The 21,313-nt window shown below is 63.1% G+C and carries 23 protein-coding genes; 11 read left to right on the forward strand and 12 right to left on the reverse strand.

The window, feature by feature from the left end; all coding sequences use genetic code 11:
* Positions 1-35: 35 nt before the first annotated feature.
* The 3 genes from QF015_RS17995 to pdhA are packed head-to-tail and all read right to left on the reverse strand — an operon-like array spanning position 36 to position 3,609.
* Positions 36-1,433: a dihydrolipoamide acetyltransferase family protein gene (locus QF015_RS17995; RefSeq protein WP_310201324.1), complete on the reverse strand. Its 1,398-nt coding sequence runs from the start codon at positions 1,431-1,433 to the stop codon at positions 36-38.
* Positions 1,430-2,440, reverse strand: a complete 1,011-nt coding sequence (locus tag QF015_RS18000) for an alpha-ketoacid dehydrogenase subunit beta (protein WP_429390342.1) — start codon at positions 2,438-2,440, stop codon at positions 1,430-1,432. The genes QF015_RS17995 and QF015_RS18000 overlap by 4 nt, the downstream gene beginning before the upstream one ends.
* The gene (pdhA, locus tag QF015_RS18005) at positions 2,440-3,609 is read right to left on the reverse strand and encodes a pyruvate dehydrogenase (acetyl-transferring) E1 component subunit alpha (protein WP_429390343.1); all 1,170 of its coding nucleotides are present in this window, start codon (positions 3,607-3,609) and stop codon (positions 2,440-2,442) included. The genes QF015_RS18000 and pdhA overlap by 1 nt, the downstream gene beginning before the upstream one ends.
* 195 nt (positions 3,610-3,804) lie before the next feature.
* Between pdhA and QF015_RS18010 the strand changes: the two genes are divergently transcribed.
* From QF015_RS18010 to QF015_RS18030, 5 genes are all read left to right on the forward strand, one after another.
* Positions 3,805-4,275: an Lrp/AsnC family transcriptional regulator gene (locus tag QF015_RS18010; RefSeq protein ID WP_310202448.1), complete on the forward strand. Its 471-nt coding sequence runs from the start codon at positions 3,805-3,807 to the stop codon at positions 4,273-4,275.
* Between the two features lie 148 nt (positions 4,276-4,423).
* Positions 4,424-5,152 (forward strand): hypothetical protein, encoded by a 729-nt coding sequence (locus QF015_RS18015; protein ID WP_429390344.1) that lies wholly within the window; start codon positions 4,424-4,426, stop codon positions 5,150-5,152.
* A gap of 129 nt (positions 5,153-5,281) precedes the next feature.
* On the forward strand, positions 5,282-5,689 hold the full coding sequence (locus tag QF015_RS18020) for a DUF4383 domain-containing protein (protein WP_310201331.1): 408 nt from the start codon (positions 5,282-5,284) through the stop codon (positions 5,687-5,689).
* Between the two features lie 45 nt (positions 5,690-5,734).
* A complete protein-coding gene (locus tag QF015_RS18025) occupies positions 5,735-6,340 on the forward strand; it encodes a hypothetical protein (RefSeq protein ID WP_310201333.1) in 606 nt (201 codons plus the stop codon).
* A gap of 76 nt (positions 6,341-6,416) precedes the next feature.
* Positions 6,417-7,436, forward strand: coding sequence for a PHP domain-containing protein (locus QF015_RS18030; RefSeq protein WP_310201335.1), 1,020 nt, complete (start codon positions 6,417-6,419; stop codon positions 7,434-7,436).
* Positions 7,437-7,497: 61 nt separating this feature from the next.
* Here the strand turns inward: QF015_RS18030 and QF015_RS18035 are convergent, their stop codons facing one another.
* Both QF015_RS18035 and QF015_RS18040 read right to left on the reverse strand, forming a co-directional pair.
* Positions 7,498-9,114 (reverse strand): solute symporter family protein, encoded by a 1,617-nt coding sequence (locus QF015_RS18035; protein WP_429390345.1) that lies wholly within the window; start codon positions 9,112-9,114, stop codon positions 7,498-7,500.
* Positions 9,111-9,491, reverse strand: a complete 381-nt coding sequence (locus QF015_RS18040; RefSeq protein WP_310201339.1) for a DUF485 domain-containing protein — start codon at positions 9,489-9,491, stop codon at positions 9,111-9,113. Before QF015_RS18040 ends, QF015_RS18035 begins: the two co-directional genes overlap by 4 nt.
* Positions 9,492-9,662: 171 nt before the next feature.
* On the opposite strand from QF015_RS18040, the gene QF015_RS18045 reads away from it, so the two are divergent.
* Genes QF015_RS18045 through QF015_RS18065 form a run of 5 tightly spaced genes read left to right on the forward strand, consistent with a single transcriptional unit; the run spans position 9,663 to position 14,172 of the window.
* Positions 9,663-10,865, forward strand: coding sequence for a sensor histidine kinase (locus QF015_RS18045; RefSeq protein WP_429390368.1), 1,203 nt, complete (start codon positions 9,663-9,665; stop codon positions 10,863-10,865).
* A 21-nt stretch (positions 10,866-10,886) separates the two neighbouring features.
* Positions 10,887-11,606, forward strand: a complete 720-nt coding sequence (locus QF015_RS18050; protein WP_310201341.1) for a LytR/AlgR family response regulator transcription factor — start codon at positions 10,887-10,889, stop codon at positions 11,604-11,606.
* Entirely contained in the window at positions 11,603-11,965 is a 363-nt protein-coding gene (locus QF015_RS18055; protein ID WP_310201343.1) for a hypothetical protein, read from the forward strand. The genes QF015_RS18050 and QF015_RS18055 overlap by 4 nt, the downstream gene beginning before the upstream one ends.
* Positions 11,962-13,434, forward strand: coding sequence for a cation acetate symporter (locus tag QF015_RS18060; protein ID WP_310201345.1), 1,473 nt, complete (start codon positions 11,962-11,964; stop codon positions 13,432-13,434). The genes QF015_RS18055 and QF015_RS18060 overlap by 4 nt, the downstream gene beginning before the upstream one ends.
* Positions 13,435-13,479: 45 nt before the next feature.
* Positions 13,480-14,172, forward strand: coding sequence for a hypothetical protein (locus QF015_RS18065; protein ID WP_429390346.1), 693 nt, complete (start codon positions 13,480-13,482; stop codon positions 14,170-14,172).
* 12 nt (positions 14,173-14,184) lie between these two features.
* On the opposite strand, the gene QF015_RS18070 is transcribed toward QF015_RS18065, so the two are convergent.
* The 6 genes from QF015_RS18070 to rpsB form a co-directional block, all read right to left on the reverse strand.
* Positions 14,185-14,769 carry a DivIVA domain-containing protein gene (locus QF015_RS18070; RefSeq protein ID WP_310201349.1) on the reverse strand — a complete coding sequence of 195 codons (585 nt, stop codon included), beginning with the start codon at positions 14,767-14,769 and terminating at the stop codon, positions 14,185-14,187.
* A gap of 20 nt (positions 14,770-14,789) precedes the next feature.
* The gene (locus tag QF015_RS18075; RefSeq protein WP_310201351.1) at positions 14,790-15,725 is read right to left on the reverse strand and encodes a phosphatidate cytidylyltransferase; all 936 of its coding nucleotides are present in this window, start codon (positions 15,723-15,725) and stop codon (positions 14,790-14,792) included.
* Positions 15,725-16,282 (reverse strand): ribosome recycling factor, encoded by a 558-nt coding sequence (gene frr / locus QF015_RS18080; RefSeq protein ID WP_310201353.1) that lies wholly within the window; start codon positions 16,280-16,282, stop codon positions 15,725-15,727. Before frr ends, QF015_RS18075 begins: the two co-directional genes overlap by 1 nt.
* A 102-nt stretch (positions 16,283-16,384) precedes the next feature.
* Positions 16,385-17,122 carry a UMP kinase gene (pyrH, locus tag QF015_RS18085; RefSeq protein ID WP_310201355.1) on the reverse strand — a complete coding sequence of 246 codons (738 nt, stop codon included), beginning with the start codon at positions 17,120-17,122 and terminating at the stop codon, positions 16,385-16,387.
* Between the two features lie 120 nt (positions 17,123-17,242).
* Positions 17,243-18,079, reverse strand: a complete 837-nt coding sequence (gene tsf, locus QF015_RS18090; protein ID WP_011774217.1) for a translation elongation factor Ts — start codon at positions 18,077-18,079, stop codon at positions 17,243-17,245.
* A gap of 121 nt (positions 18,080-18,200) precedes the next feature.
* On the reverse strand, positions 18,201-19,085 hold the full coding sequence (gene rpsB, locus QF015_RS18095; protein WP_231342144.1) for a 30S ribosomal protein S2: 885 nt from the start codon (positions 19,083-19,085) through the stop codon (positions 18,201-18,203).
* Positions 19,086-19,522: 437 nt separating this feature from the next.
* On the opposite strand from rpsB, the gene QF015_RS18100 reads away from it, so the two are divergent.
* Positions 19,523-20,014 carry a M23 family metallopeptidase gene (locus QF015_RS18100; RefSeq protein ID WP_429390369.1) on the forward strand — a complete coding sequence of 164 codons (492 nt, stop codon included), beginning with the start codon at positions 19,523-19,525 and terminating at the stop codon, positions 20,012-20,014.
* A gap of 27 nt (positions 20,015-20,041) precedes the next feature.
* Here the strand turns inward: QF015_RS18100 and QF015_RS18105 are convergent, their stop codons facing one another.
* Positions 20,042-21,232 (reverse strand): acyl-CoA dehydrogenase family protein, encoded by a 1,191-nt coding sequence (locus QF015_RS18105; protein WP_429390347.1) that lies wholly within the window; start codon positions 21,230-21,232, stop codon positions 20,042-20,044.
* Positions 21,233-21,313: the final 81 nt, after the last annotated feature.

Consider the following 21,313-nt stretch of genomic DNA (forward strand, 5'->3'; position numbering starts at 1 on the left):
TCGTAAAGGGATGGGCCGGCGCAGCTTTGGACGCGTCAGATCATGGTCATGACCATGGCGGGATCGGCAAGGATTGCGCCGAGGTCTGCGAGGAACCGTGATCCCTGTTCGCCGTCCACCAGGCGGTGGTCGAAGGACAGGCTCAGCGACATGACCTGGCGGACAGCGAGTTCATCGTTGACGACCCACGGAGCTTTCCGCACGGCCCCAAGTGCCACGATCGCGGCCTCACCCGGGTTGAGAATAGGCGTCCCGGCATCGATGCCAAAAACGCCGATGTTGGTGATGGAGACAGTTCCACCGGACAGGTCCGACGGAGATGTCTTGCCGGCCCGGGCAGTATCGGTCAGCCCGGCCAAGGAAGCAGCCAGTTCCCGCAGCGTCAGCCGGTCCGCATCCTTGATGTTGGGTACGGTCAGGCCCCGTGGAGTGGCGGCGGCGATGCCCAGGTTCACGTAGTTGAACTGGACGATCTCCTGGTTCGCCTCATCCCAGCGGGAGTTCAGCGTGGGATTGTTCCGCAGCGCCACGAGCACCGCTTTCGCAGCGATGGTCAGGGGCGTCAGCTTGAGGCCTTCGAACGCCCGGTTGCCCTTGAGCCGGGCCAGCAGCTCCATGGTTGGCGTGACGTCGACGGTCAGGAACTCGGTCACGTGCGGCGCTGTGAAGGCACTCTGCACCATGGCCGCGGCAGTGAACTTCCGGACGCCCTTGATCGGTGTCCGCGTTTCACGGCCGGCCTGCCCGGCAACAACAGGAGCTTCGGCCGCAACGTCTGCTTCGGAGAAGTTCTGGACATCCTCGCGGGTGATGAGTCCGCCGGGGCCGGTACCGCTGACCAGTTCCAGGTCAACCCCGAGATCGCGGGCCAGCTTGCGAACAGGCGGCGTCGAGCGCGGGCGCTCAGCCACCGCAGTCACCTCAGTCTCCGGCCCGGCAGCCGTCGCGGGTTCGGGAACCGCCTGGTTCTCCTGCGGGGCAGCCGATGGGACATTGGTCCTCTGCACGTTCCCGCGAGCCCGCCGGGTTGGGCGGCCGGTATGTTCGACGACGGCGCCGTACCCCACCAGGTTCGGCTCGCGTTTTGCGGGACCCGCCTCTGGAGAACCGTCGACGCCGGACCGGTCGCCAACTGCCCCGTTCCCGGCAGCCGGTGCGTTGCCCCCCTTGGAGGATCCGGCGTCGTCCACCTCGAACGAGACGATGCGCTTTCCAACCTCCACGACGGTGCCGGGCTGCTCGTGAAGGGCTGCGACGGTTCCCGCGAACGGTGACGGCAGCTCGACCACAGCCTTGGCGGTTTCCACCTCGGCGATGACCTGGTTCAGGGTCACGGTGTCCCCCACTGCCACCTTCCAGCTCAGGATTTCGGATTCGGTCAGGCCTTCGCCAAGGTCCGGCAGCTTGAATTCCTTGATCATGGTGGCGGTCATCCTTCCAGTCCACTCAACGAGTTGGGGCGGCCCAGGGCGCGATCGACGCCGTCAAGAATCCTGTCCAGATCCGGCAAATGGTGCATCTCAAGCTTCGAGTAAGGGTACGGAACATCGAAGCCAGTGATGCGGACGGGAGCAGACTCCAGGTAGTGGAAGCAACGCTCAGTGATACTGGCGGCGATCTCGGCTCCAAGTCCACCGGATTGTCCGGCCTCATGGGTGATCACCAGTCGTCCGGTCTTGCGGACCGACGCTTCCACCACTGGGTAGTCCACAGGTGCCAGGGATCGGAGATCGATGACTTCCACGGAGATACCGTCGTCGGCCGCTGCCAGGGCGGCGTCCTTGGCTGTTTTCACCAAGGGGCCATAGGCAACCAGGGTGACGTCCGACCCCGGATTCACCACGGCGGCCTTGTCCAACGGAAGCGCCGCGGAGAGGTCGATTGCTTCGTCCACGTCGCCCTTGTCGTGGTAGCGGCGTTTGGGTTCGAAGTAGAGAACCGGATCATCGGAGGCGATGGCCTGCTGGATCATCGTGTAGGCATCCTGCGGGTTGGACACTGCCACCACCCGGAGACCGGAGGTGTGCGTGAAGTAAGCCTCAGGTGATTCGGAGTGGTGCTCCGGCGAGCCGATGCCGCCGCCGAAGGGTACGCGGATGGTGATGGGCATCGTGACCCGACCCTGGGTGCGGTAGTGCATCTTGGCCACCTGGCTGACGATCTGGTCGAAGGCCGGGTAGATGAAGCCATCGAACTGGATCTCGCACACTGGACGGTAGCCGCGGTAGGCAAGACCAACCGCCGTGCCAATAATGCCCGATTCGGCCAGCGGGGAGTCAATCACCCGATGCTTTCCAAAGTCCTTCTGGAGGCCATCGGTGACACGGAAGACGCCGCCGAGCGAACCAATATCCTCACCCATCAGGACCACTTTGGGATCGTTCTCGAGCGACTTCCGGAGGCCGGCGTTGATGGCCCGGGCAAACGTGAGCTTGGACATCAGAGTGCACCTTCCTCGACTGGCTGGTTGAAACTGTTCAGGTAGCGCGAGTAATGGTCCTTTTGGCGTTCGATCCATGGATTGGACGTGCTGTAAACGTGGTTGAAGACGTCCAACGGCTGTGGGTCCGGCATCTCGATGCAGCTGGAACGAAGCTCAGCGGCCACGGCATCTGCTGCGGCGTTGACTCGCGCTTCGACGTCCTCAGTAAGCAGGCCTTTGGCTTCCAGGAGCCTGCGCAACCGCAGGATGGGATCCTTGGCGGCCCAATCTTCCAACTCGATGGGGTCGCGGTACCGGGTGGGATCATCGGCAGTGGTGTGCGGACCCATGCGGTAGGTGACGGCCTCGATGAAGGTCGGTCCGCCACCCTTGCGTGCACGGTCCAGGGCCAGCCGCGTGGCAGCCATGACAGCGAGGACGTCATTGCCGTCGACCCGCATGCTCGGAATCCCGAATCCGTTGGGCCTGTCGGCCAACTGCACATGCGACTGTATCCGGACCGGCTCGGAAATCGCCCAGTGGTTGTTCTGGCAGAAAAACACCACGGGAGCCTGGTAGCTGGCCGCGAAGACCATGGCCTCGCTGACGTCGCCTTCACTCGTGGCACCGTCTCCGAAGTAGGCAAGGACCGCGGTGTTGGCACCATCCAGCTGGACACCCATGGCATAGCCCGTGGCGTGCAGGCTCTGGGATCCAATGATGATCTGGGGCGTTGCAAGGTTGATGCGCAGTGGGTCCCAACCATAGGACGCATTCCCCCGCCACACCCTGGCAATCTCGGAGAGGTGCGCGCCGCGCACGTACGCTACGCCGCTTTCCCGGTAGCTGGGGAAGACAAAGTCATCATCGCGCAGCGAACGGCTGGAGCCAATCTGGGCAGCTTCCTGGCCGAGGAGTGGCGGCCACAATGCCAGCTCGCCCTGACGCTGGAGAGCCGTTGCTTCGGCATCAATGCGGCGGATAACTGTCATGTCCTCATACAAGGAACACAATTGCTCATCTCCGACGTCCTTCACCCAGACGTCGAATTCGGGATGGCTGATCCTCTCGCCCTCCGGCGATACCAACTGGAGCAGATCGCCGCCAGTCCTCAGGGGATTTTGTGCACTATGTCCCGGGCCCGGAGTGTCGTGGTGCACTCCCTTGCCCGCCTGATCCGTCAACACAGGTGATCGCAACCTTCCGGCTCGTTTTCGTCGGCGCTGGCGGAACTTGTGGTCCTGCCGCAGACCGGCCCTCCGGCACCTTCGCCGGAGTTAATTGTGACCCTACTCACAACGCGCATCAGGTACAACTACCCTTTGCCAAGTTGAGCATTATGCCCTGTTTGGACAACCATCACCGTGCTAATCTTGCGCATTATGCAACCCTTGGATGGCACTGATACCCGGCTCCTTTCCGCCATGGCGAAGGACCCCCGCGGGACAGTAGTGGCGCTCGCCCAAAAGCTTGGCCTGTCCCGCAACACCGTGCAGGCCCGTATGGCCCAGCTGGAGAAGAAGCACGCCTTCCTGTCCTTCGAGCGAAGGATCAACCCGGCCGCCCTCGGCTACCCATTGACGGCGTTCATCACGGTCCATGTACAGCAGCAGAAGCTCACCTCCCTGGCCCGGGACCTGGCCGACATTCCGGAAATCCTGGAAGGCTTTGGCTTGACAGGCTCAGCTGACCTGCTGTTGCGCGTTGTTGCCTTGGACGCGGAAGACCTCTACCGCATCAATGGAAAAATCCTTGGTTGCGATGGAGTGGAGCGGACCGATACAGCGTTGGCAATGCGCGAGATGATCCCCTACCGGGTCCAACCCTTGCTCGGAAGGCGCTCCGGGGACTGAAAATCCCTCCCCACCTGCGGTTATTCACTGCGCGGTACTTGCCCACCGAACCTGCATGCGATTTGATGCAAGAGGACGCATCGGGGGCCGGCCAGAGGACCCCGGCCATGTGGTGGCCCTGCCGAAGGCTACCGAAAGGGGCACTACCGTGAGCAACCCGCAAGAACCCAACCAGCCGGAGCCCAACTACCCGGGCAGCAACCCGCCGCCTGTTCCGCCCGGCCCCGGCTACCCGCCGCAGACCGGCGGAGCACCGCAGTGGCAACAGCCGCCGGCGTCCGCTGCTCCCCAGCCGGGCACCCCCCAGTACGCGGCGCCGGGTCAGGACCCGAACAACCAGAACCCGTATCCGCAGGGACAGAATCCGTACGCCCAGGGTCAGAACCCGTACCCGCAAGGCCAGTTCCAGCCCGGTCAGTACCCTGCCGGCCAGTACGGCCAACCACCGGCCCGTAAAAGCAGGAAGGTCCTGTGGATCGTCCTCAGCATCGTTGCCGGAGTGATTGTGCTGGCAGTGGTGGGAGTGCTTCTGCTGGTCAACCTCGTGGGCAACGCGACGTCCAAGGCCAGGTCGTTGGCCGATGAATTCACCACTTTGGTAGTCTCCGGCCAAACAGAGCAGGCCTATGACAACTACCTGAGCCAGCCGCTCAAGGACGAGTTGGACAAGCAGTCGTTCGTGGACGGCATTGCCAGCCTGGAACTGGACAGCTCATGCAAGCCGAACTACAACTCCGTGAACGTGAACTCCAACAACGGCAACAACAAGGCCGACCTTGCCGGCAAGTTGCAGTGCGACGGCAAGACCATCGACCTCCAGTACGTCTTCGAGGGCACCAACGACCTCAAAATGAGCAGCATCCGCCTCCGCCCTTAGCCGCCTTAAAGAATTTCCGCCCCGACACCCATCCACCTGCGCATATGGTCCGAATCACTGCTTGAGAGCCTCACCCGGGGCTCAGCAGGACGGCCGGTCAACCCGGCCATCATCGGAAGGTTCGGACCAATGCGTACTTCGCCCAATCGCTTGATCGCCACCATCTTCGGAGCCGTCTACCTCCTGGTAGGCGTCCTCGGGTTCTTTGTCACCTCGGGTATCGGCTTCTTCGCCACCGAGGGTGCCAACCTGATCATCTTCGCCGTGAACCCGCTTCACAACATCATCCACTTGGCCATCGGCGCCGCTCTTCTCTACTCGGGGATGAACAGCGTCACGCTGTCCAAGTCCGTCAACACGGCCGTCGGCGGCGTCTATCTCTTGGTCGGCATCCTTGGCCTCTTCCTGGTGGGCTCCTCGCTGAACATCATCGCCCTCAACGGCGCAGACAACGTCCTGCACCTTGCCAGCGCCGTCGTCCTGCTGGGCGTCGCGCTGTCCCAGGACAAGGCCGCAGTAGCTTCCGCCCGCGCCTGATCACCGCCTGACAACCAGTAAGAGCGAGAGGACGGCAAGAAAGCCATGGAACGCACAAAGCACCCCACGCTGAACGCAGCGACCCTCCTGTTTGTGTATTTCGCAGCGATGGCCGCCGGGATGGTTGAGCTTTCACTTGCCGCCGGGTACCTGACCGGAAATGGATCAGTAACACCCGGGATCGTGGCTGCCGGAGTGGCAACCCTCGCGGCGGGCCTGGCCTTTTTGGCTTGGTCCCTGTGGGGGTTGCACCGCAACAGCCTCGTGTTCGCCCGACTCGCCCTTCCTGTCCTCGCACTGGCTGCTGCTGCGCACCTCGCAGTGACCGCAACCGGGGTCAGCATCCAGCGCTCGCTCGACGTGAGCCATTTTGCCGCTCTCGGCCTAACGCTCATGGCTCTTGCCGGGGCGGGCTGGCTGAAGCGGCAACACAAGACCAACGACGGCGGCGCCCACGGCCAGCCAAGGACCGGGCGGCTTCTGGCAGCCGCGTTCGGAGCCGCCGTCGTTGTTGCTTCAGTTGCGACACCGGGACTGGCCGCTTCGATGGCGGGACAGCACGCTGTCCCGCACGGAGAGCACGGCCAGGCTCCGCACGAAGAAAACGGCCAGGGCTCCAATCCCGCCCTGGACCAGGGTCACCACCACTAGCTGGCGGTGACCGGACCGGCGCACCATTGACACTGCCCACTGTTGATGGTGCGCCTGGTTCGTGGATCATGGTGCCATGGATCCCATTGAGGCGCTCGACGAAATCTCCTTCTGGCTGGAACGCAGCCAAGCCCCCACTTTCAAGGTCCAGGCCTTCCGCAAAGCGGCCGACGCCGTACGGCAGCTTCCGCCGGATGAGTTGCCGAAGCTGATCCGCACCGGACGGATAACCAGCGTCAAAGGCATCGGCAACCGCAGCGCCGAAGTCATCACGCAGGCCCTGGAGGACAAGGTTCCGGACTACCTTGTGGATCTGAGGGAACGCGGCACCGAATCACTGGCATCCGGCGGAGACACCCTGCGTGCCGCCTTGCGGGGCGATCTCCACAGCCACAGCAACTGGTCCGACGGCGGCTCCCCTATTGAAGCAATGGTGGCAGCGGCCCGGACCCTTGGCCGCGATTACCTTGCCCTCACGGACCACTCCCCCAACCTGACCATCGCCAATGGACTCAGCGCCGAACGGCTTGAGCAGCAGCTGGGCATCGTGGAGGACATCAACTCCTTGCAGGAAGGCTTTCGACTGCTCAAGGGCATCGAGGTGGACATCCTTGAAGACGGAACCTTGGACCAGACACCCCATATGCTGGGCCAACTGGACGTGGTGGTGGCGAGCGTGCATTCCAAGCTCCGATCAGACAAGAAGACCATGACCCGGAGAATGCTGGGTGGCATCAGCGACCCCCATACCAATGTCCTGGGCCATTGCACCGGACGGCTCGTCCAGGGATCGCGCGGCACCAGGCCGGAGTCGGAGTTCGACGCTGCCAAAGTCTTCAAGGAATGCGCGGAGTGGGGTGTCGCCGTCGAAATCAATTCCCGCCCGGAACGGCAGGACCCACCGGACAACCTCATCGCGATGGCCTTGGACGCCGGTTGCCTGTTCAGCATCGACAGCGATGCCCATGCCCCCGGCCAGCTCGATTTCCTGCAGTACGGTGCAGCACGCGCCGAAAGCATGGGCGTCCCGAAGGAACGGATTGTCACCACCTGGCCGCTGGAACGGCTGACGGAATGGCTGGGCCTGAAAAAGTGACCCGCACGCTAAAGGGCTCCTCCTGCCGCTGGCAGGAGGAGCCCTTTGTTGGGTGATGCACTTAGTGGTTTACTGCCTTCTCGGCACCGACTCCGGTCAGCGAGCGCACTTCCATCTCCGCCTGCTTGGCCGGATCTTCGCGCCGCTTATCCAGGACCGTTCCGAGCCAGCCGAGGAAGAAGGCCAGCGGGATGGACACGATACCCGGGTTGCTCAGCGGGAACAGTGCGAAGTTCGCGCCGGGGATCATGGACGTTTTGGCGCCCGACACTACCGGTGAGAACGTGATCAGCAGGATCGCCGCAGCCAAGCCACCGTACATGCTCCAGACCGCGCCCTGGGTGGTGAACTTCTTCCAGAACAGGGAGTAGATGATGGTGGGAAGGTTCGCCGATGCTGCAACGGCGAAGGCCAGGGCCACCAGGAACGCAACGTTCTGGCCGTTGGCAAAGATGCCACCGAGGATCGCGAGGACACCGATCACCACTACCGTGCGCCGCGCCACCTTCACCTCCGTGGTGGCGTCGGCCTTGCCCTTCGAGATGACATTCGCGTAAATGTCGTGGGCGAAGGACGCCGCCGCCGTGATGGTCAGCCCGGCAACCACCGCCAGGATGGTGGCGAACGCCACGGCCGAAATGAAGCCTAGGAGCAACGGGCCGCCCAGGTGGAAGGCCAGCAGCGGCGCAGCGGAGTTGACGCCGCCGGGTGCGGACTTGATGGTTTCGGCACCCACCAGTGCTGCTGCACCGTAGCCCAGCACCAAGGTGAAGAGGTAGAACAGGCCGATAAGCCAGATCGCCCAGACCACGGACTTGCGTGCTTCCTTGGCTGTAGGAACTGTGTAAAAGCGCATCAGCACGTGCGGGAGGGCTGCAGTGCCGAGGACCAACGCCAGGCCGAGCGACATGAAGTCCAGCTTGGACGTTTCCGTCTTGCCGTACTGGAGTCCCGGGTTGAGGATGTTGGGGTTGTTGGCTGCTTCGGCCGCCGAGCCCAGCAGACTGGAAAGGTTGAAGCCGTAGATCGCGAGCACCATCGCTGTCATGACGGCAGCTCCGGCGATCAGCAGGATGGCCTTGATGATCTGCACCCACGTGGTGCCCTTCATGCCACCAATGAGTACGTACATGATCATCAAGGCGCCGACGACGATGATCACCAGGGCTTGTCCGCCCCAGTCGCTGATGCCCAGCAGCAGCGAAATCAGGCTGCCGGCACCTGCCATCTGGGCGAGGAGGTAGAAAAAGCAGACAGCAAGGGTGGACAGGGCGGCCGCGATACGGACCGGTCGCTGGCGCAACCGGAAGGAGAGGACGTCGGCCATGGTGAACTTGCCCGTGTTGCGGAGGAGCTCGGCCACCAGCAGGAGGGCAACGAGCCAGGCGACGAGAAACCCGATGGAGTACAGGAAGCCGTCGTAGCCGTTGATGGCGATGGCACCGGTGATGCCGAGGAATGATGCAGCGGACAGGTAGTCGCCCGCAATGGCCGTACCATTCTGGGAGCCCGTGAAGGAGCGACCGGCAGCGTAGTAGTCCGCCGCGGTCTTGTTGTTCCTGCTTGCACGGAAGACGATCACCATGGTGACCGCCACGAAGAGGGCGAAAATGCCCATGTTGAGAAGCGTGGTGTCCTTCAACGCTTCGACGTTGACCGCCGGGACCATGGTGTTCATTTGGTTGCCCCGCCGATCATTTTGCCGTCCTTATCGAATTCGTGGCCCTCGATCTCGTTGCGGATCTCAGCCGCGATGGGGTCCAGTTTCCTGTTGGAGTAACTCACATACCACGCTGTGATGCCGAAGGTGGTGACGAATTGGAGCAGGCCCAGTATCAGGCCAACGTTGATGTTGCCCCAGACCTTGGTGGACATGAAGCCCACCGCGTAGTCAGCCAAAAGGACGTACGCGAAATACCAAAGCAGGAATATTACTGCCATCGGGAAGACAAAGCTGCGGTGCCGCTTGCGCAGTGTCTTGAACCGTTCCGTCTGCTGGACTTCCTGGAAGTCCACGGACGCCGTTGCGTCCTGGGGTTGGGCCTCATTACCCATGGTTCCTCCTGGTTGTGATGTGTCCACATCAGCTCCGCACGCATTACCAATGTGACTGCAATCACTATCGAACGCCGCCCCGCTTCGGTGCCAGAGGATTGCGCCCTGCCGTCGCTCAACGGTCGCGGTGCTGCGCCAAACGGCGGCCTGGGGAGGAGCTACTCTGGCCTTATGCCCGACTCCCCGCTGTTCACAGCCGCTGCGATCGCCGTGATCGTCCTGGCCATCGCCGTCGTCGTGGGCGTTGGCCTGAAGGTGATGCGTTCCTTCCGGGACCTGGGCACCGACGCCGAGCGCGCTACCTACACCACCCTGCATGCGGCTTCCCGGGCCGGACAGCATCTTCGCGGCGGGCTCCAACCTGCCGGCGCAGCGAAGGCCAGTAAACAATTGCGTGTCCTGCTGGGGTGCGATGCCCTGGCCATCACGGACACCGATTCTGTGCTCGCCTGGGATGGCGCAGCCGAGGAGCTCAGGCCATCGCTGATGCGTCTGGCTGCTGAGGTGCTCGCCACGGGCCGGACTGTCGTCGTGCCGCACGCGGGGCAACGGAATACCGCGAGACCCGAGCACGGAAACCACGATTTCAGTGCCGTGATTGCTCCTATCCGGTCCGGCTCCAGGGTGGTCGGCTCGGTGGCCGCCTTGGCACCAGCAGCCGGAGCCGGATTGGTCAGGGCTACCAGCGAGGTGGCCGACTGGATTGCTGCCCAGCTTGAACTCACCGAGCTGCAAGCGTCCCGGACCCTGCTGATGGAGGCTGAAGTCAGGGCTTTGCGTGCGCAGATCAGCCCACACTTCATCTATAACTCCCTGAACGCGATCGCTTCCTTCATCAACACCGATCCCGCCCGGGCCCGCGAGCTGGTGGTGGAGTTCGCCGATTTCACCAGATACTCGTTCCGGCGGCATGGCGACTTCACGACCGTTGCGGAGGAACTGCGCTGCATCGACCGGTATCTCCTGCTGGAGCGGGCCAGGTTCGGGGAGCGCGTGCAAGTGAGCCTGCGGATCGCCCCCGAGGTCCTCAGCACGGTCATTCCGTTCCTCAGCCTGCAACCGTTGGTGGAGAATGCGGTCCGGCACGGCCTGGAAGCCAAGGAGGGTCCGGGGCACATCACCATTTGTGCCAACGACTCCGGAGCGTTCGCCGAAGTGACCATCGAGGACGATGGCGTGGGCATGGACCCGGAGCACCTGCGGTCTGTGCTCGCCGGGCACACGGACGGTATCCATGTGGGACTGCGCAATGTGGACGCCCGTCTTCGCCAGGTCTACGGGGATGAGCACGGACTGGTCATTGAGACGGCTCCCGGCGAGGGTACCCTGATCACCATGCGGGTGCCGAAGTCGCAGCCGGGCCATGACGCCTGAGGTGGCGGCTAGTCTTTAATCATGATCAACGTGCTCGTCGCCGATGACGAACTGCCCGCCGTGGAGGAGCTCGCCTTCCTGCTGGGACGGGATGAACGGATTGGCGCCATCCACCGGGCGTCGTCAGGGGCCGAGGCGCTGCGGACCCTGGAAACGGAGTCCATCGACGCAGTCTTCCTCGACATCCACATGCCAGCCCTGTCCGGCCTGGACATAGCGCGGGTCATTTCCCGCAGCACCAATCCGCCCGCGGTCGTTTTTGTCACCGCTGATGAAGACTGTGCGCTGGAAGCCTTCGACCTCGCTGCCATCGATTACTTGCTGAAGCCGCTGCGCGCGGAACGGCTCGCCCGTTCAGTGGACCGGATCAGGGATCTGATCAAGGAGGGAACCCCTGCGCCGGAGATGATCACAGTCGACCTTGGCAGCACAACGCGCATGATCCGCCGCGACGACGTGACGTACGTGCAGGCCCAGGGCGACTACGCGAGGCTGCACACCGCCGAGGCCAGCTATCTCATCCGGGTTCCCCTCAGCGACCTTGAACAAAAGTGGGCCGAGGCAGGCTTCATCAGGATCCACCGCTCATATTTGATCGCGCTGAACCACGTGCAGCACCTGAAATTGTCGGCCACGGGGCCCAGCGTGGCCGTTGCCGGCGCCGAGTTGCCCATCAGCCGACGCCATTTGCCATCCGTCCGGGACAAATTGCAGTCCACCCGCATCCGGCCGCAAGGATGACGCGCGTCCGTGTCACGGCACCCCGCCCGTCGGCTACCGCTTCCCCGGGCCGGTTGCCGTACCCGCGCGAGGTTGCCGAAGACTCCGACGCCGGCAGGATCTTCATCCGTTCCCTGATCCGGTCCCAATTGCGCCTGGCACTGGTGGTGGCTTGTGGCTTCCTCATCATCCTCGTGGTGTTCGCACTCTTCCTTGTGTACGGCCCCGGGGTGGCTGAAACACGGATCATGGGGATTCCGTTGGACTGGCTGGCGCTGGGCATCGGCATTTACCCGGTCATTGGCTTGAGCGCCTGGATGTATAACCGCGCGGCGGCCCGCAATGAGGCCCGCTACAGGGACCTTGTGGAGGACAAGTGAACCCTGCGGTCGCGTTGTTCGCGTTTCTTGCCGTTTCGCTGGCGACGGCGGTCATCGGCTTCCATGGCCTGCGCATTTCCCGTACAACGGGCGACTTCTACGTCGCCTCGCGCACGGTCCCACCCTGGTGGAACGCATCGGCGATTGGCGGAGAGTACCTGTCCGCCGCCAGCTTCCTGGGCGTCGCCGGCCTGATCCTGCTCTCGGGTACGGACGCGCTCTGGTTTCCCGTGGGCTACACCGCCGGATACCTGATGCTGCTGCTCTTCGTTGCTGCTCCCCTGCGGCGTTCCGGCGCCTACACCATCCCCGATTTCACCGAAGCCCGCTTGGATTCCAGGCTCGTCCGCCGCGTGACCAGCCTGGTAGTGGTTGCCGTTGGCTGGCTGTACATCGTCCCCCAGCTCCACGGGGCGGCACTGACCATCCGGATCACTACCGGCTTGCCGTCGTGGGTAGGCTCGACGGCGGTCGTCGTCGTCGTTTGCCTCACGGTGGTTGCCGGTGGCATGCGCTCCATCACCTTTGTCCAAGCGTTCCAGTACTGGCTGAAACTCACGGCCTTGGCTGTCCCGGTGGTCTTCGTGCTGTTGGTCCTCGCCGGCAACGGCACGGCACCCCAGGCGCCACTGCCCATCAACCCCACCGGCCAACCGTCCGCGGGCGTCTACCAACACATTTCCCTGATGGTGGCGCTGCTCTTTGGAACCCTGGGCCTGCCGCACGTCCTGGTGCGGTTCTACACCAACCCTGACGGTCAGTCGGCCCGACGGACAACCCTGATCGTCCTCGGGCTGCTCTCTGTGTTTTATCTGTTCCCCACCCTGTCCGGGGCCGTGGGCAGGATGTTCGCTCCCGAACTCGCCCAGTCCGGCCAAGCCGATGCCCTGGTCCTGCTGCTTCCCGGCAAGCTGATAGGTGGCACGGCGGGAGACCTGCTCTCCGCCCTGGTCGTGGCAGGAGCCTTCGCTGCGTTCCTGTCCACCACGTCCGGGCTGGTGGTGTCGCTGTCCGGTGTCATCAGCCAGGACCTCTTCGGCGGGAGCGTCAGGGGCTTCCGCCTCGCGGCGGTGCTGGCCGCCGTCGTGCCTTTGGGTTTTGCCTACATGACCGACACTTTGGCCCTTGCCGGCAGTGTTGGCCTGGTCTTCGCATTCACGGCTTCGACCATCTGCCCGGTTCTGCTGCTGGGAATCTGGTGGCGCGGACTGACTGATGCCGGCGCTATTGCCGGGATGCTGACCGGCGCCCTGCTCTGCGGTGGCGCCATGGTGGCAGGAACGCTCATGGGTCCGGGCAATGCACCCGCGTGGCTCGCCCAGCCCGCGGCGTGGAGCGTTCCGGCAGCCTTCGCCGTGACAGTGGTGGTTTCACTCGCGACGAAAACCCGTGTGCCGTCCTCGGTGAACCGCGTGATGTCGCGGCTGCACGTTCCGGAACGGCCCGTGGTCACCGAGCGCCAGCCCTAGCGCGGGCCTGTTGTCCGCGCTGCCGCCAAGGTGGACAATGACGCCATGTCCGAGGAACCGGGTGCCCCCGGCGCGGAGCCGCCGGCGAGCCCCACGGAGTTGTCACCTGGTGTCCGTGCGCAATTGCTGGCCACCGAGCACTGGAGCCTGCTCGCCTCACGCAGCACCACCCAAGGCGAGGTCCTGACGCGTATCAGCATGTTCCTGACCTTCACGTCGGCGAGTCTGCTGAGCGTGGCGCTCGTTGGCCAGGCAACCCAGTTTTCCGAAGCGTTCCGGGCCTTCGCGCTGACTGTCCTCAGCATCGACTTAGTGGTTGGCCTGCTCACGCACATCCGCGTCATGAGCGTTGGCATGGAGGACCTGATGTACGTCCTGGCCATGAACCGCTTGCGTGCGGCCTACGTGGACATGGACCCCACCATTGGCCCCTACCTCATGGCCGGCTTCCACGATGACGAGGAAGGCGCCAAACGGACTTACTACTTCCTGGGCGCACGGAAAGACTTCAGCCAAGTGGCGGGCAGCAGCATGGTGTTCATGGGGTTCGTCAACTCGGCCTTGCTCGCCCTGCTGCTTGGAACAGCACTGTTGACGGCCGGACTTCCCACCATGCTGGCAGTCCCCGTGGCTGTTGTGGTCGCGCTGGCATTCTTTGGAACGTCGTTGGCCCGCGGCCATCGTCGCTACCTTGAGGTGTGGAAGAACAATCCGCCGATCTCCCCTACCGCCCGTTGAGCGGGGGCCAAGCTAGTCGATGGCCGCCATGAGCTCGACGGCGCGGGCCAGGAAAGCATCCACTTGGGCTTCTTCGTAGCCTTCATCGCCCTTGGCCGCACGGAAAACGGCACGACGGACAGTGTCCACGCTCAGGACCTGATCATGTTCCAAGTACCCAATCAGTTCAGCACACAGGGCATCCACGTCCTCGGTGTTGTAGCTGCGTGCCCGTTTCCTGGAGGGGCGACGGAACCGCTCGCCGTCGGGCCGGTGGAGCCGGCCACGCAGGATTCCGGAGAGCTTGCCGATCTGACGCAACCAGGCTTCTTCGCCCTGCTGGCTGATGAGGTCGTCACGCTCACGGCGGGCAAAAGCGTCCTCGAGCCGGTCCAAGGCAGCATCGACGCTATGGGCGTCGTAGCCGCCCTTGACCGGATCAAATGCTACGTCCCTCACGTCCACGCTGGCCACTTGGTCCGCGGTACCCACGGGGTTTTCGAACGATGTTCTGGCACGCTGGAGGAACTCGTCAACTTGCTTGGCGTTATAGCCGTACTTGCTGCGCTCCACACGGTCGAACGTTGCGGGAATCTGGCGTCGAATATCCACGGACACTAATTTTCCTTCGTTGATTGTCAGACGCCGCTCAGCAGCGCGAACAGAACATAGGCTACAGGGGCCGCGAACACGATGGAGTCCAGGCGGTCCATGACGCCACCGTGGCCGGGCAGGATGCTGCTCATGTCCTTCACGCCCAATTCCCTCTTGACCATGGACTCGGCGAGGTCACCGGCGGTAGCGGCTGCCACCATGCCCACGGCCAGAAGCAGGCCCACCCACCACGGCTTGTCGAGGAGGAAGATGCAGGCCAGGACACCAATGAGCATGGCCCCGACCACGGATCCGGCGAAGCCCTCCCACGACTTTTTGGGGCTGATTTTTGGGGCCATGGGATGCTTCCCGAAGGAGGCCCCCACGATGTAGCCGAAGGTGTCATTGGAAACCACCAGCAGCAGCATCGAGGCGATTTGCCATGCACCGTCGGGGATCCCCTCCGGCCAGAAACCCACGGGAGTGGGCCCACTGGTCGTGTGCAAGGACAGGGACGCGAAGCTGATGAGAAAGGGAATCCACGCCAGGGTGAACACACCGGCAAAAACACTTCGCGGTGCTCCCGCGGCACTTTCGATCGACCGCCACAGCAGGACGGCCACGGAGCTGGCGGTCATGGTGAACAGCAGGCCTTCGAGCCCACCGAAGTAGGCCGATACCGGCATCACCAGGCTGCCGACCATCACGGGGATGACCGGCATTCTGGTGCCCTGGGCTTCGAGCGCCCGGTAAACTTCCCACACGCCCAACACCGCAAATGCCGTGGTGAGCAGGACGAACCCCAGCGGGAGGAAAAGCAACCCACCCAGAACCGCCAAAAGCATGGAAAGCCCGACGCCGATGGCCGCCGGAAGGTTTCGGCCCGCCTTGGGTGTGGGGTTCGTCCTCACACGCCGGGCGCGTTGAGGGGTATCGCGTGTCGGGACCCGTTCAGCGGGTGCCGGCTCAGCCTGGCTCATCAGACCTCGAGCAGCTCGGCTTCCTTGCGCTTGAGCAGGTCGTCGATGCTGTCAACGTGCTGCTTGGTCAGGGCGTCAAGCTCCTTCTCAGCGCGCGCACCCTCGTCCTCGCCTGCCTCGCCGTCCTTGACGAGCTTATCCAGCGTGTCCTTGGCCTTGCGGCGGATGCTGCGGATGGAAACCTTGGCGTCTTCACCCTTGCCCTTGACGATCTTGACGTATTCCTTGCGGCGCTCCTTGGTGAGCTCCGGAATGGTCACGCGGATGACGTTGCCGTCGTTGGAGGGGTTGGCGCCCACCTCGGAATCGCTCAGTGCCTTCTCGATGTCGCGCAGGGCGGTCTTGTCGTAAGGCGTGATCAGGATGGTCCGGGCATCAGGCACACCGAAGGAGGCCAGCTGCTGGAGCGGTGTGGGTGTGCCGTAGTACTCGACAATCACCTTGTTGTAGAGGCCGGGGTTGGCCCGACCCGTACGGATCGTGGCGAAATCGTCCTTGGCTACCTCAACCGCCTTGTCCATCTTGTCGCCGGCTTCGAGCAAGGTCTCTTCGATCACGGGTTTCTCCTCAGAAAATAGTTGCTGCCCAAATGCAGGCGGCAGTGCACAGTAAAGATCCGCCGTGGGAGGCGGACGGTCCTAGAAATATCCTAGCCCTTGCTAGGGAGTAACCAACGTTCCCAGGGTTTCGCCGAGGATGGCCCGGGTAACGTTGCCTTCGCCTTCCATGCCGAAGACCACCATGGACAGCTTGTTGTCCTTGCACATGGTCATGGCTGTCTGGTCCATGACGCGGATATCCCGGCGAAGGGCGTCATCGTAGCTGAGGACGTCGAGCTTCTCCGCCGTGGGGTCCTTCTTCGGGTCTGCGGTGTAGACGCCGTCCACACCGCTCTTGGCCATGAGGACCACGTCGGCATGGACTTCGAGGGCGCGCTGGGCAGCAACGGTATCAGTGGAGAAGTAGGGCAGTCCGGCGCCTGCACCGAAGATGACGACGCGGCCCTTCTCCATGTGGCGGATGGCGCGGCGGGGAATGTAGGCCTCGGCAACCTGGCCCATGGTGATGGCGCTCTGGACGCGGGTTTCAACCCCGGCCTGCTCCAGGAAGTCCTGCAACGCCAGGCAGTTCATGACAGTACCCAGCATGCCCATGTAGTCAGCGCGGGAACGGTCCATTCCGCTCTGGGAAAGCTCCGCGCCGCGGAAGAAGTTGCCGCCACCGACGACGATGGCTACCTCGACATCGGCGACAGCTGCCGCGATCTGCTTCGCGATGGCCCGGACGGTTTCAGGATCGACGCCGAGCTTTCCGCCGCCGATGACCTCGCCGGAAAGTTTCAGAAGTACACGTCGGCGGGTCTTCTCGGGCTGGATTGCAGTGTTGACGGTTTCCATGGTGCCTCCCGTTGGTGGACTCTGGCTAGATTATCGTGCTGTGGGTCCGCGCAGATACTACCCGGACGGGTGCATGAAAAAGGGGCGGCCACCGAAGTGACCACCCCTTTTCATGAATTACTAGTTTCCTACGCGGAAACGGGTTACTGCGGTTGCCTTGACGCCGGCTTCTTCGAGGACCTGTGCAACAGTCTTCTTGGAATCCTTGGCGAATGCCTGGTCAACCAGAACTTCACCCTTGTAGAAGCCGGTTACGCGGCCTTCAACGATCTTCGAAAGAGCAGCTTCGGGCTTGCCTTCAGCCTTGGCGGTCTCTTCGGCGATGCGGCGCTCGGACTCGACCAGCTCAGCCGGAACGTCCTCGCGGGTCAGGTAGTTCGGAGCCATGGCTGCAACGTGGACAGCAATGTCGTGCGCGGCGGTGGCAGCGGCTTCGCCTTCACCGTCAACGGCGAACAGGACGCCGACCTGGGCCGGGAGGTCCTTGGACGTCTTGTGCAGGTAAGCGTCAACCGTGGTGCCCTCGACGCGGGAGATGCGGCGGACGACAACCTTTTCGCCGAGGACAGCGCCCTCTTCGACGACAACCTCGGACAACGGCTTGCCGTCGACCTCGGTGGCCAGCAGGGTCTCGAGGTCGGCTGCGCCGGACTCGACTGCAACGTTGAGGACCTTGTCAGCCAGCTGGATGAACTTGTCAGCCTTGGCAACGAAGTCGGTTTCGCAGTTGACCTCGATCATTACGCCAACGCCGCCGTTGACCTTGGCAGCGACCAGGCCTTCAGCAGTCGAACGGCCTTCGCGCTTGGTAGCACCCTTGAGGCCCTTGATGCGGATGATCTCGATGGCCTTCTCAGCGTCACCGTTGGCTTCGTCAAGAGCCTTCTTGACGTCCATCATGCCGGCGCCGGTGCGCTCGCGCAGGGCCTTGATGTCAGCAGCAGTGTAGTTCGCCATGTGAACCCCTCTGTCTAGAAATTTGTGTGTTTACGGACTGACAGGACGGCAGCCCACCGTGTGAGCCGCCATCCTGTCAGTTGCCCCCGGTACTTTTTACGGCATCGGGGAAGGTCCAGATTTACTTGGCTTCAGCTTCGCCGGCTGCAGCTTCAGTTGCTTCGGGAGCCTCAGCTGCCGGAGCCTCGGCTGCGGGAGCTTCTGCCGCCGGAGCTTCGGTTGCTGCTGCTTCTTCGGCCTTGCTGCCTTCGAGGAGCTCGCGCTCCCACTCGGCCAGCGGCTCTTCGGGAGCTTCGGTGGTGCCGGTTGCACGCTGGTTGCGGGCGATGAGGCCCTCAGCTACGGCGTCGGCAACAACGCGGGTCAGCAGGTTGACGGAGCGAATGGCGTCGTCGTTACCCGGGATCGGGAAGTCAACTTCGTCGGGATCGCAGTTGGTGTCCAGGATGGCAACAACCGGGATGTTCAGCTTCTTGGCTTCGTCAACAGCAAGGTGTTCCTTCTTGGTGTCAACAACCCACAGAACCGAGGGAGCCTTGGTCAGGTTGCGGATACCACCGAGGTTGGACTCAAGCTTGGTGAGTTCGCGCTTGAGGAGCAGGAGCTCCTTCTTGGTGTATGCGGAGCCTGCGACGTCGTCGAAGTTGATCTCTTCGAGTTCCTTCATGCGCTGGATACGCTTGGCGACGGTCTGGAAGTTGGTGAGCATACCGCCCAACCAACGCTGGTTGACGTACGGCTGGCCAACGCGGGTAGCCTGCTCGGCAATTGCTTCCTGAGCCTGCTTCTTGGTGCCGACGAACAGGACGGTGCCGCCGTGGGCGACAGTAGCCTTGACGAACTCGTAGGCGCGGTCGATGTAGGACAGCGACTGCTGGAGGTCAATGATGTAGATGCCGTTGCGCTCCGTGAAGATGAAGCGCTTCATCTTCGGGTTCCAACGACGGGTCTGGTGTCCAAAGTGGACGCCGCTGTCAAGCAGCTGGCGCATAGTTACGACGGGCATGCCGACGCTCCTTCCGGCAGGTCATTCATGAGAGAGCCCAGGGGGCTGCTCTTACCCTGCCAATAGTTGACGGTTGTTTAGCCTTTGCCCGGACGGGCGCGGCTCCTGGCATCCATTGCGCTTCTCATCCGGCATGGAGCCATGGGCTCGGCCGGACCGCAAGAGGCACAATCCTCCGCAGCCTGAAGCCACGTGGCTTCGCTGGTGGAGGGCTGGATACGCGTAGTCAGCTTGGGACCCCCGCATATCTGAATGAGACATGCTCCTGAATTAGCTTGAGGGCACAGCAAACTGCTCCACCAAGTGTACTACAGCAGGCCCGCTGGTTTGACCGCCACCGCAGTCCGTTGTCCACATACGGGAGGCCGGGGATCGATCCATCGCAGGCTTCAGGGAAAGCTTGTTCCATGACCCTTGCGAAGCCCTTCCTGGCCCTGATGGTTACCCTCGCATTCGCGGTGGGCGTCCTTGGCGCACCCGCACCGGCTGCGCCTGATCCTGCCGCTGTGGGATGGAGCTGGCCGCTCTCCCCCAAACCGGCCGTGCTGCGGGTCTTCGATCCGCCGGACAAACCGTGGCTGAGCGGGCATCGCGGCGTGGATTTGGGGCCGGCGCCCGACGGCGGCACGGTCACCGCGCCGTCGGACGGCGTGGTGACCTTCGCCGGCGTCGTGGTTGATCGTCCGGTGGTGACCATCGATCACGGTCAAGGCCTCAAGAGCAGCTTCGAGCCCGTGTCCAGCGAACTGAGACCCGGCGACACGGTGCGCAAGGGGCAGGTCATGGGGTCCTTGGAGCCAGGGCATTGCGGCAGCACCACTTGCCTGCATTGGGGTGTCAGAAGGGGTGAGGCCTACGTCAATCCCCTGGAGTTCGTGGAGGACCTGCGGCCGTCCATCCTGCTTCCACTCGACCAGTCCCCCGGCTAGCGGTGGTTCCAGACGCCAGCAGCGGTTCTACACGATTGCTGAAACGCCGGTAATGGCGCGGCCGGTGACCAGGGTGTTGATCTCGTGGGTGCCCTCGTAGGAGTAGATAGCCTCGGCATCGGAGAAGATCTTGGCCATGCCGTAGTCCGTGACGATGCCGTTGCCACCCAGGATGCTCCGGCCCAGCGCGACGCTTTCGCGCATGCGTGCGGTGGTGAAGGCCTTGGCCAGGGCAGACTGTTCGTCCTTGGCTACGCCGGCATCTTCGAGCTGGGCCAGCCGCACCATCATGCCCATGGAGGCCACGGTATTGCCAAGGATTTGAACCAGCTGGTTCTGCACCAACTGGAATGCCGCCAGGGGCCGCCCGAACTGCTGGCGCTCCACGGCATAGCTGCGGGCGACGTCGAAGGCGGCCATCTGGAGTCCGACCGCCTGCCAGGCGACGGCCAAACGGGTCACCTTGAGGACCTTGTTGGTATCGCGGAAGCTGTTGCCGTTGGCCAGCTTGAAGAAGTCCGGCACTACGACGTCGTCCAAGGTGATGTCCGCGTTCTGCACTGTGCGCAGGGAGATCTTGTTTTCGATCTTGCTGGCCGAGAAGCCAGGCAGCGTGGTGTCCACCAGGAACGCCTTTACCTGGTTGTCTGCGACGTCCTTGGCATAGACGACTACCCAGTCGGAGAAGGTGGCGTTGCCGATCCAGCGTTTGGCGCCATTGAGGATCCAGGTGTCACCGTCGCGCTTGGCAGTGGTCCGGGTGCCGCCGGCAACATCGGAGCCCCCGAGGGGCTCGGTCAGGCCAAAGGCTCCGATTTTCTTGAGGGAGTAGATGTCCGGCAGCCACGCGTCCTTCTGCTCCTGCGACGCGAGGGCCTCGATCGAACCCGTAAAGAGGCCATCGTGGACACCCATGAAGGTAGCAATCGAAGCATCCGCGCGGGTCACTTCCGCGTGGAGCATGCCGGCAAACAAATTCGAGTACCCCTGGCGCCGGACGGGGCTGACAAGGTCCAACTCACCGAGCTTGGGGATGAGGTCCATGGGGAACTCGCCACGGTTCCAGTAATCCACCGCGATGGGCTTGACCTCGCGGGCCAAAAATTCGCGGACCTCCGCCAGGCGATCCTGTTCCTTGCCTGTCAGCATCTGCTCAAAGGCGTAGAAGTCGCCATCGGCATACGGAAGGGTGGTGGCGTCGAATGCAGCGCTGGACATGTTCGCTCCTTCAAGGGTGGTCAACTGCGACCAAGACTAAGTTACTGATGAGTAACATATCGCATCAAGGTGGGAACACAA

The organism is Paenarthrobacter sp. TE4293 (genome assembly GCF_050435325.1).
Classification (GTDB): domain Bacteria; phylum Actinomycetota; class Actinomycetes; order Actinomycetales; family Micrococcaceae; genus Arthrobacter; species Arthrobacter nitroguajacolicus_C.

What these genes read in the sequence shown, in the direction of transcription:
- QF015_RS18075 (WP_310201351.1), bottom strand. Translation starts at nt 15,725, where the DNA reads ATGAGCCAGGCTGAGCCGGCACCCGCTGAACGGGTCCCGACACGCGAT.
- QF015_RS18000 (WP_429390342.1), bottom strand. Translation starts at nt 2,440, where the DNA reads ATGTCCAAGCTCACGTTTGCCCGGGCCATCAACGCCGGCCTCCGGAAG.
- QF015_RS18025 (WP_310201333.1), top strand. Translation starts at nt 5,735, where the DNA reads ATGGAACGCACAAAGCACCCCACGCTGAACGCAGCGACCCTCCTGTTT.
- QF015_RS17995 (WP_310201324.1), bottom strand. Translation starts at nt 1,433, where the DNA reads ATGACCGCCACCATGATCAAGGAATTCAAGCTGCCGGACCTTGGCGAA.
- QF015_RS18030 (WP_310201335.1), top strand. Translation starts at nt 6,417, where the DNA reads ATGGATCCCATTGAGGCGCTCGACGAAATCTCCTTCTGGCTGGAACGC.
- QF015_RS18035 (WP_429390345.1), bottom strand. Translation starts at nt 9,114, where the DNA reads ATGAACACCATGGTCCCGGCGGTCAACGTCGAAGCGTTGAAGGACACC.
- QF015_RS18100 (WP_429390369.1), top strand. Translation starts at nt 19,523, where the DNA reads ATGGTTACCCTCGCATTCGCGGTGGGCGTCCTTGGCGCACCCGCACCG.
- QF015_RS18105 (WP_429390347.1), bottom strand. Translation starts at nt 21,232, where the DNA reads ATGTCCAGCGCTGCATTCGACGCCACCACCCTTCCGTATGCCGATGGC.
- tsf (WP_011774217.1), bottom strand. Translation starts at nt 18,079, where the DNA reads ATGGCGAACTACACTGCTGCTGACATCAAGGCCCTGCGCGAGCGCACC.
- rpsB (WP_231342144.1), bottom strand. Translation starts at nt 19,085, where the DNA reads ATGCCCGTCGTAACTATGCGCCAGCTGCTTGACAGCGGCGTCCACTTT.
- QF015_RS18065 (WP_429390346.1), top strand. Translation starts at nt 13,480, where the DNA reads ATGTCCGAGGAACCGGGTGCCCCCGGCGCGGAGCCGCCGGCGAGCCCC.
- QF015_RS18020 (WP_310201331.1), top strand. Translation starts at nt 5,282, where the DNA reads ATGCGTACTTCGCCCAATCGCTTGATCGCCACCATCTTCGGAGCCGTC.
- QF015_RS18045 (WP_429390368.1), top strand. Translation starts at nt 9,663, where the DNA reads ATGCCCGACTCCCCGCTGTTCACAGCCGCTGCGATCGCCGTGATCGTC.
- pyrH (WP_310201355.1), bottom strand. Translation starts at nt 17,122, where the DNA reads ATGGAAACCGTCAACACTGCAATCCAGCCCGAGAAGACCCGCCGACGT.
- QF015_RS18055 (WP_310201343.1), top strand. Translation starts at nt 11,603, where the DNA reads ATGACGCGCGTCCGTGTCACGGCACCCCGCCCGTCGGCTACCGCTTCC.
- QF015_RS18040 (WP_310201339.1), bottom strand. Translation starts at nt 9,491, where the DNA reads ATGGGTAATGAGGCCCAACCCCAGGACGCAACGGCGTCCGTGGACTTC.
- QF015_RS18010 (WP_310202448.1), top strand. Translation starts at nt 3,805, where the DNA reads ATGCAACCCTTGGATGGCACTGATACCCGGCTCCTTTCCGCCATGGCG.
- QF015_RS18050 (WP_310201341.1), top strand. Translation starts at nt 10,887, where the DNA reads ATGATCAACGTGCTCGTCGCCGATGACGAACTGCCCGCCGTGGAGGAG.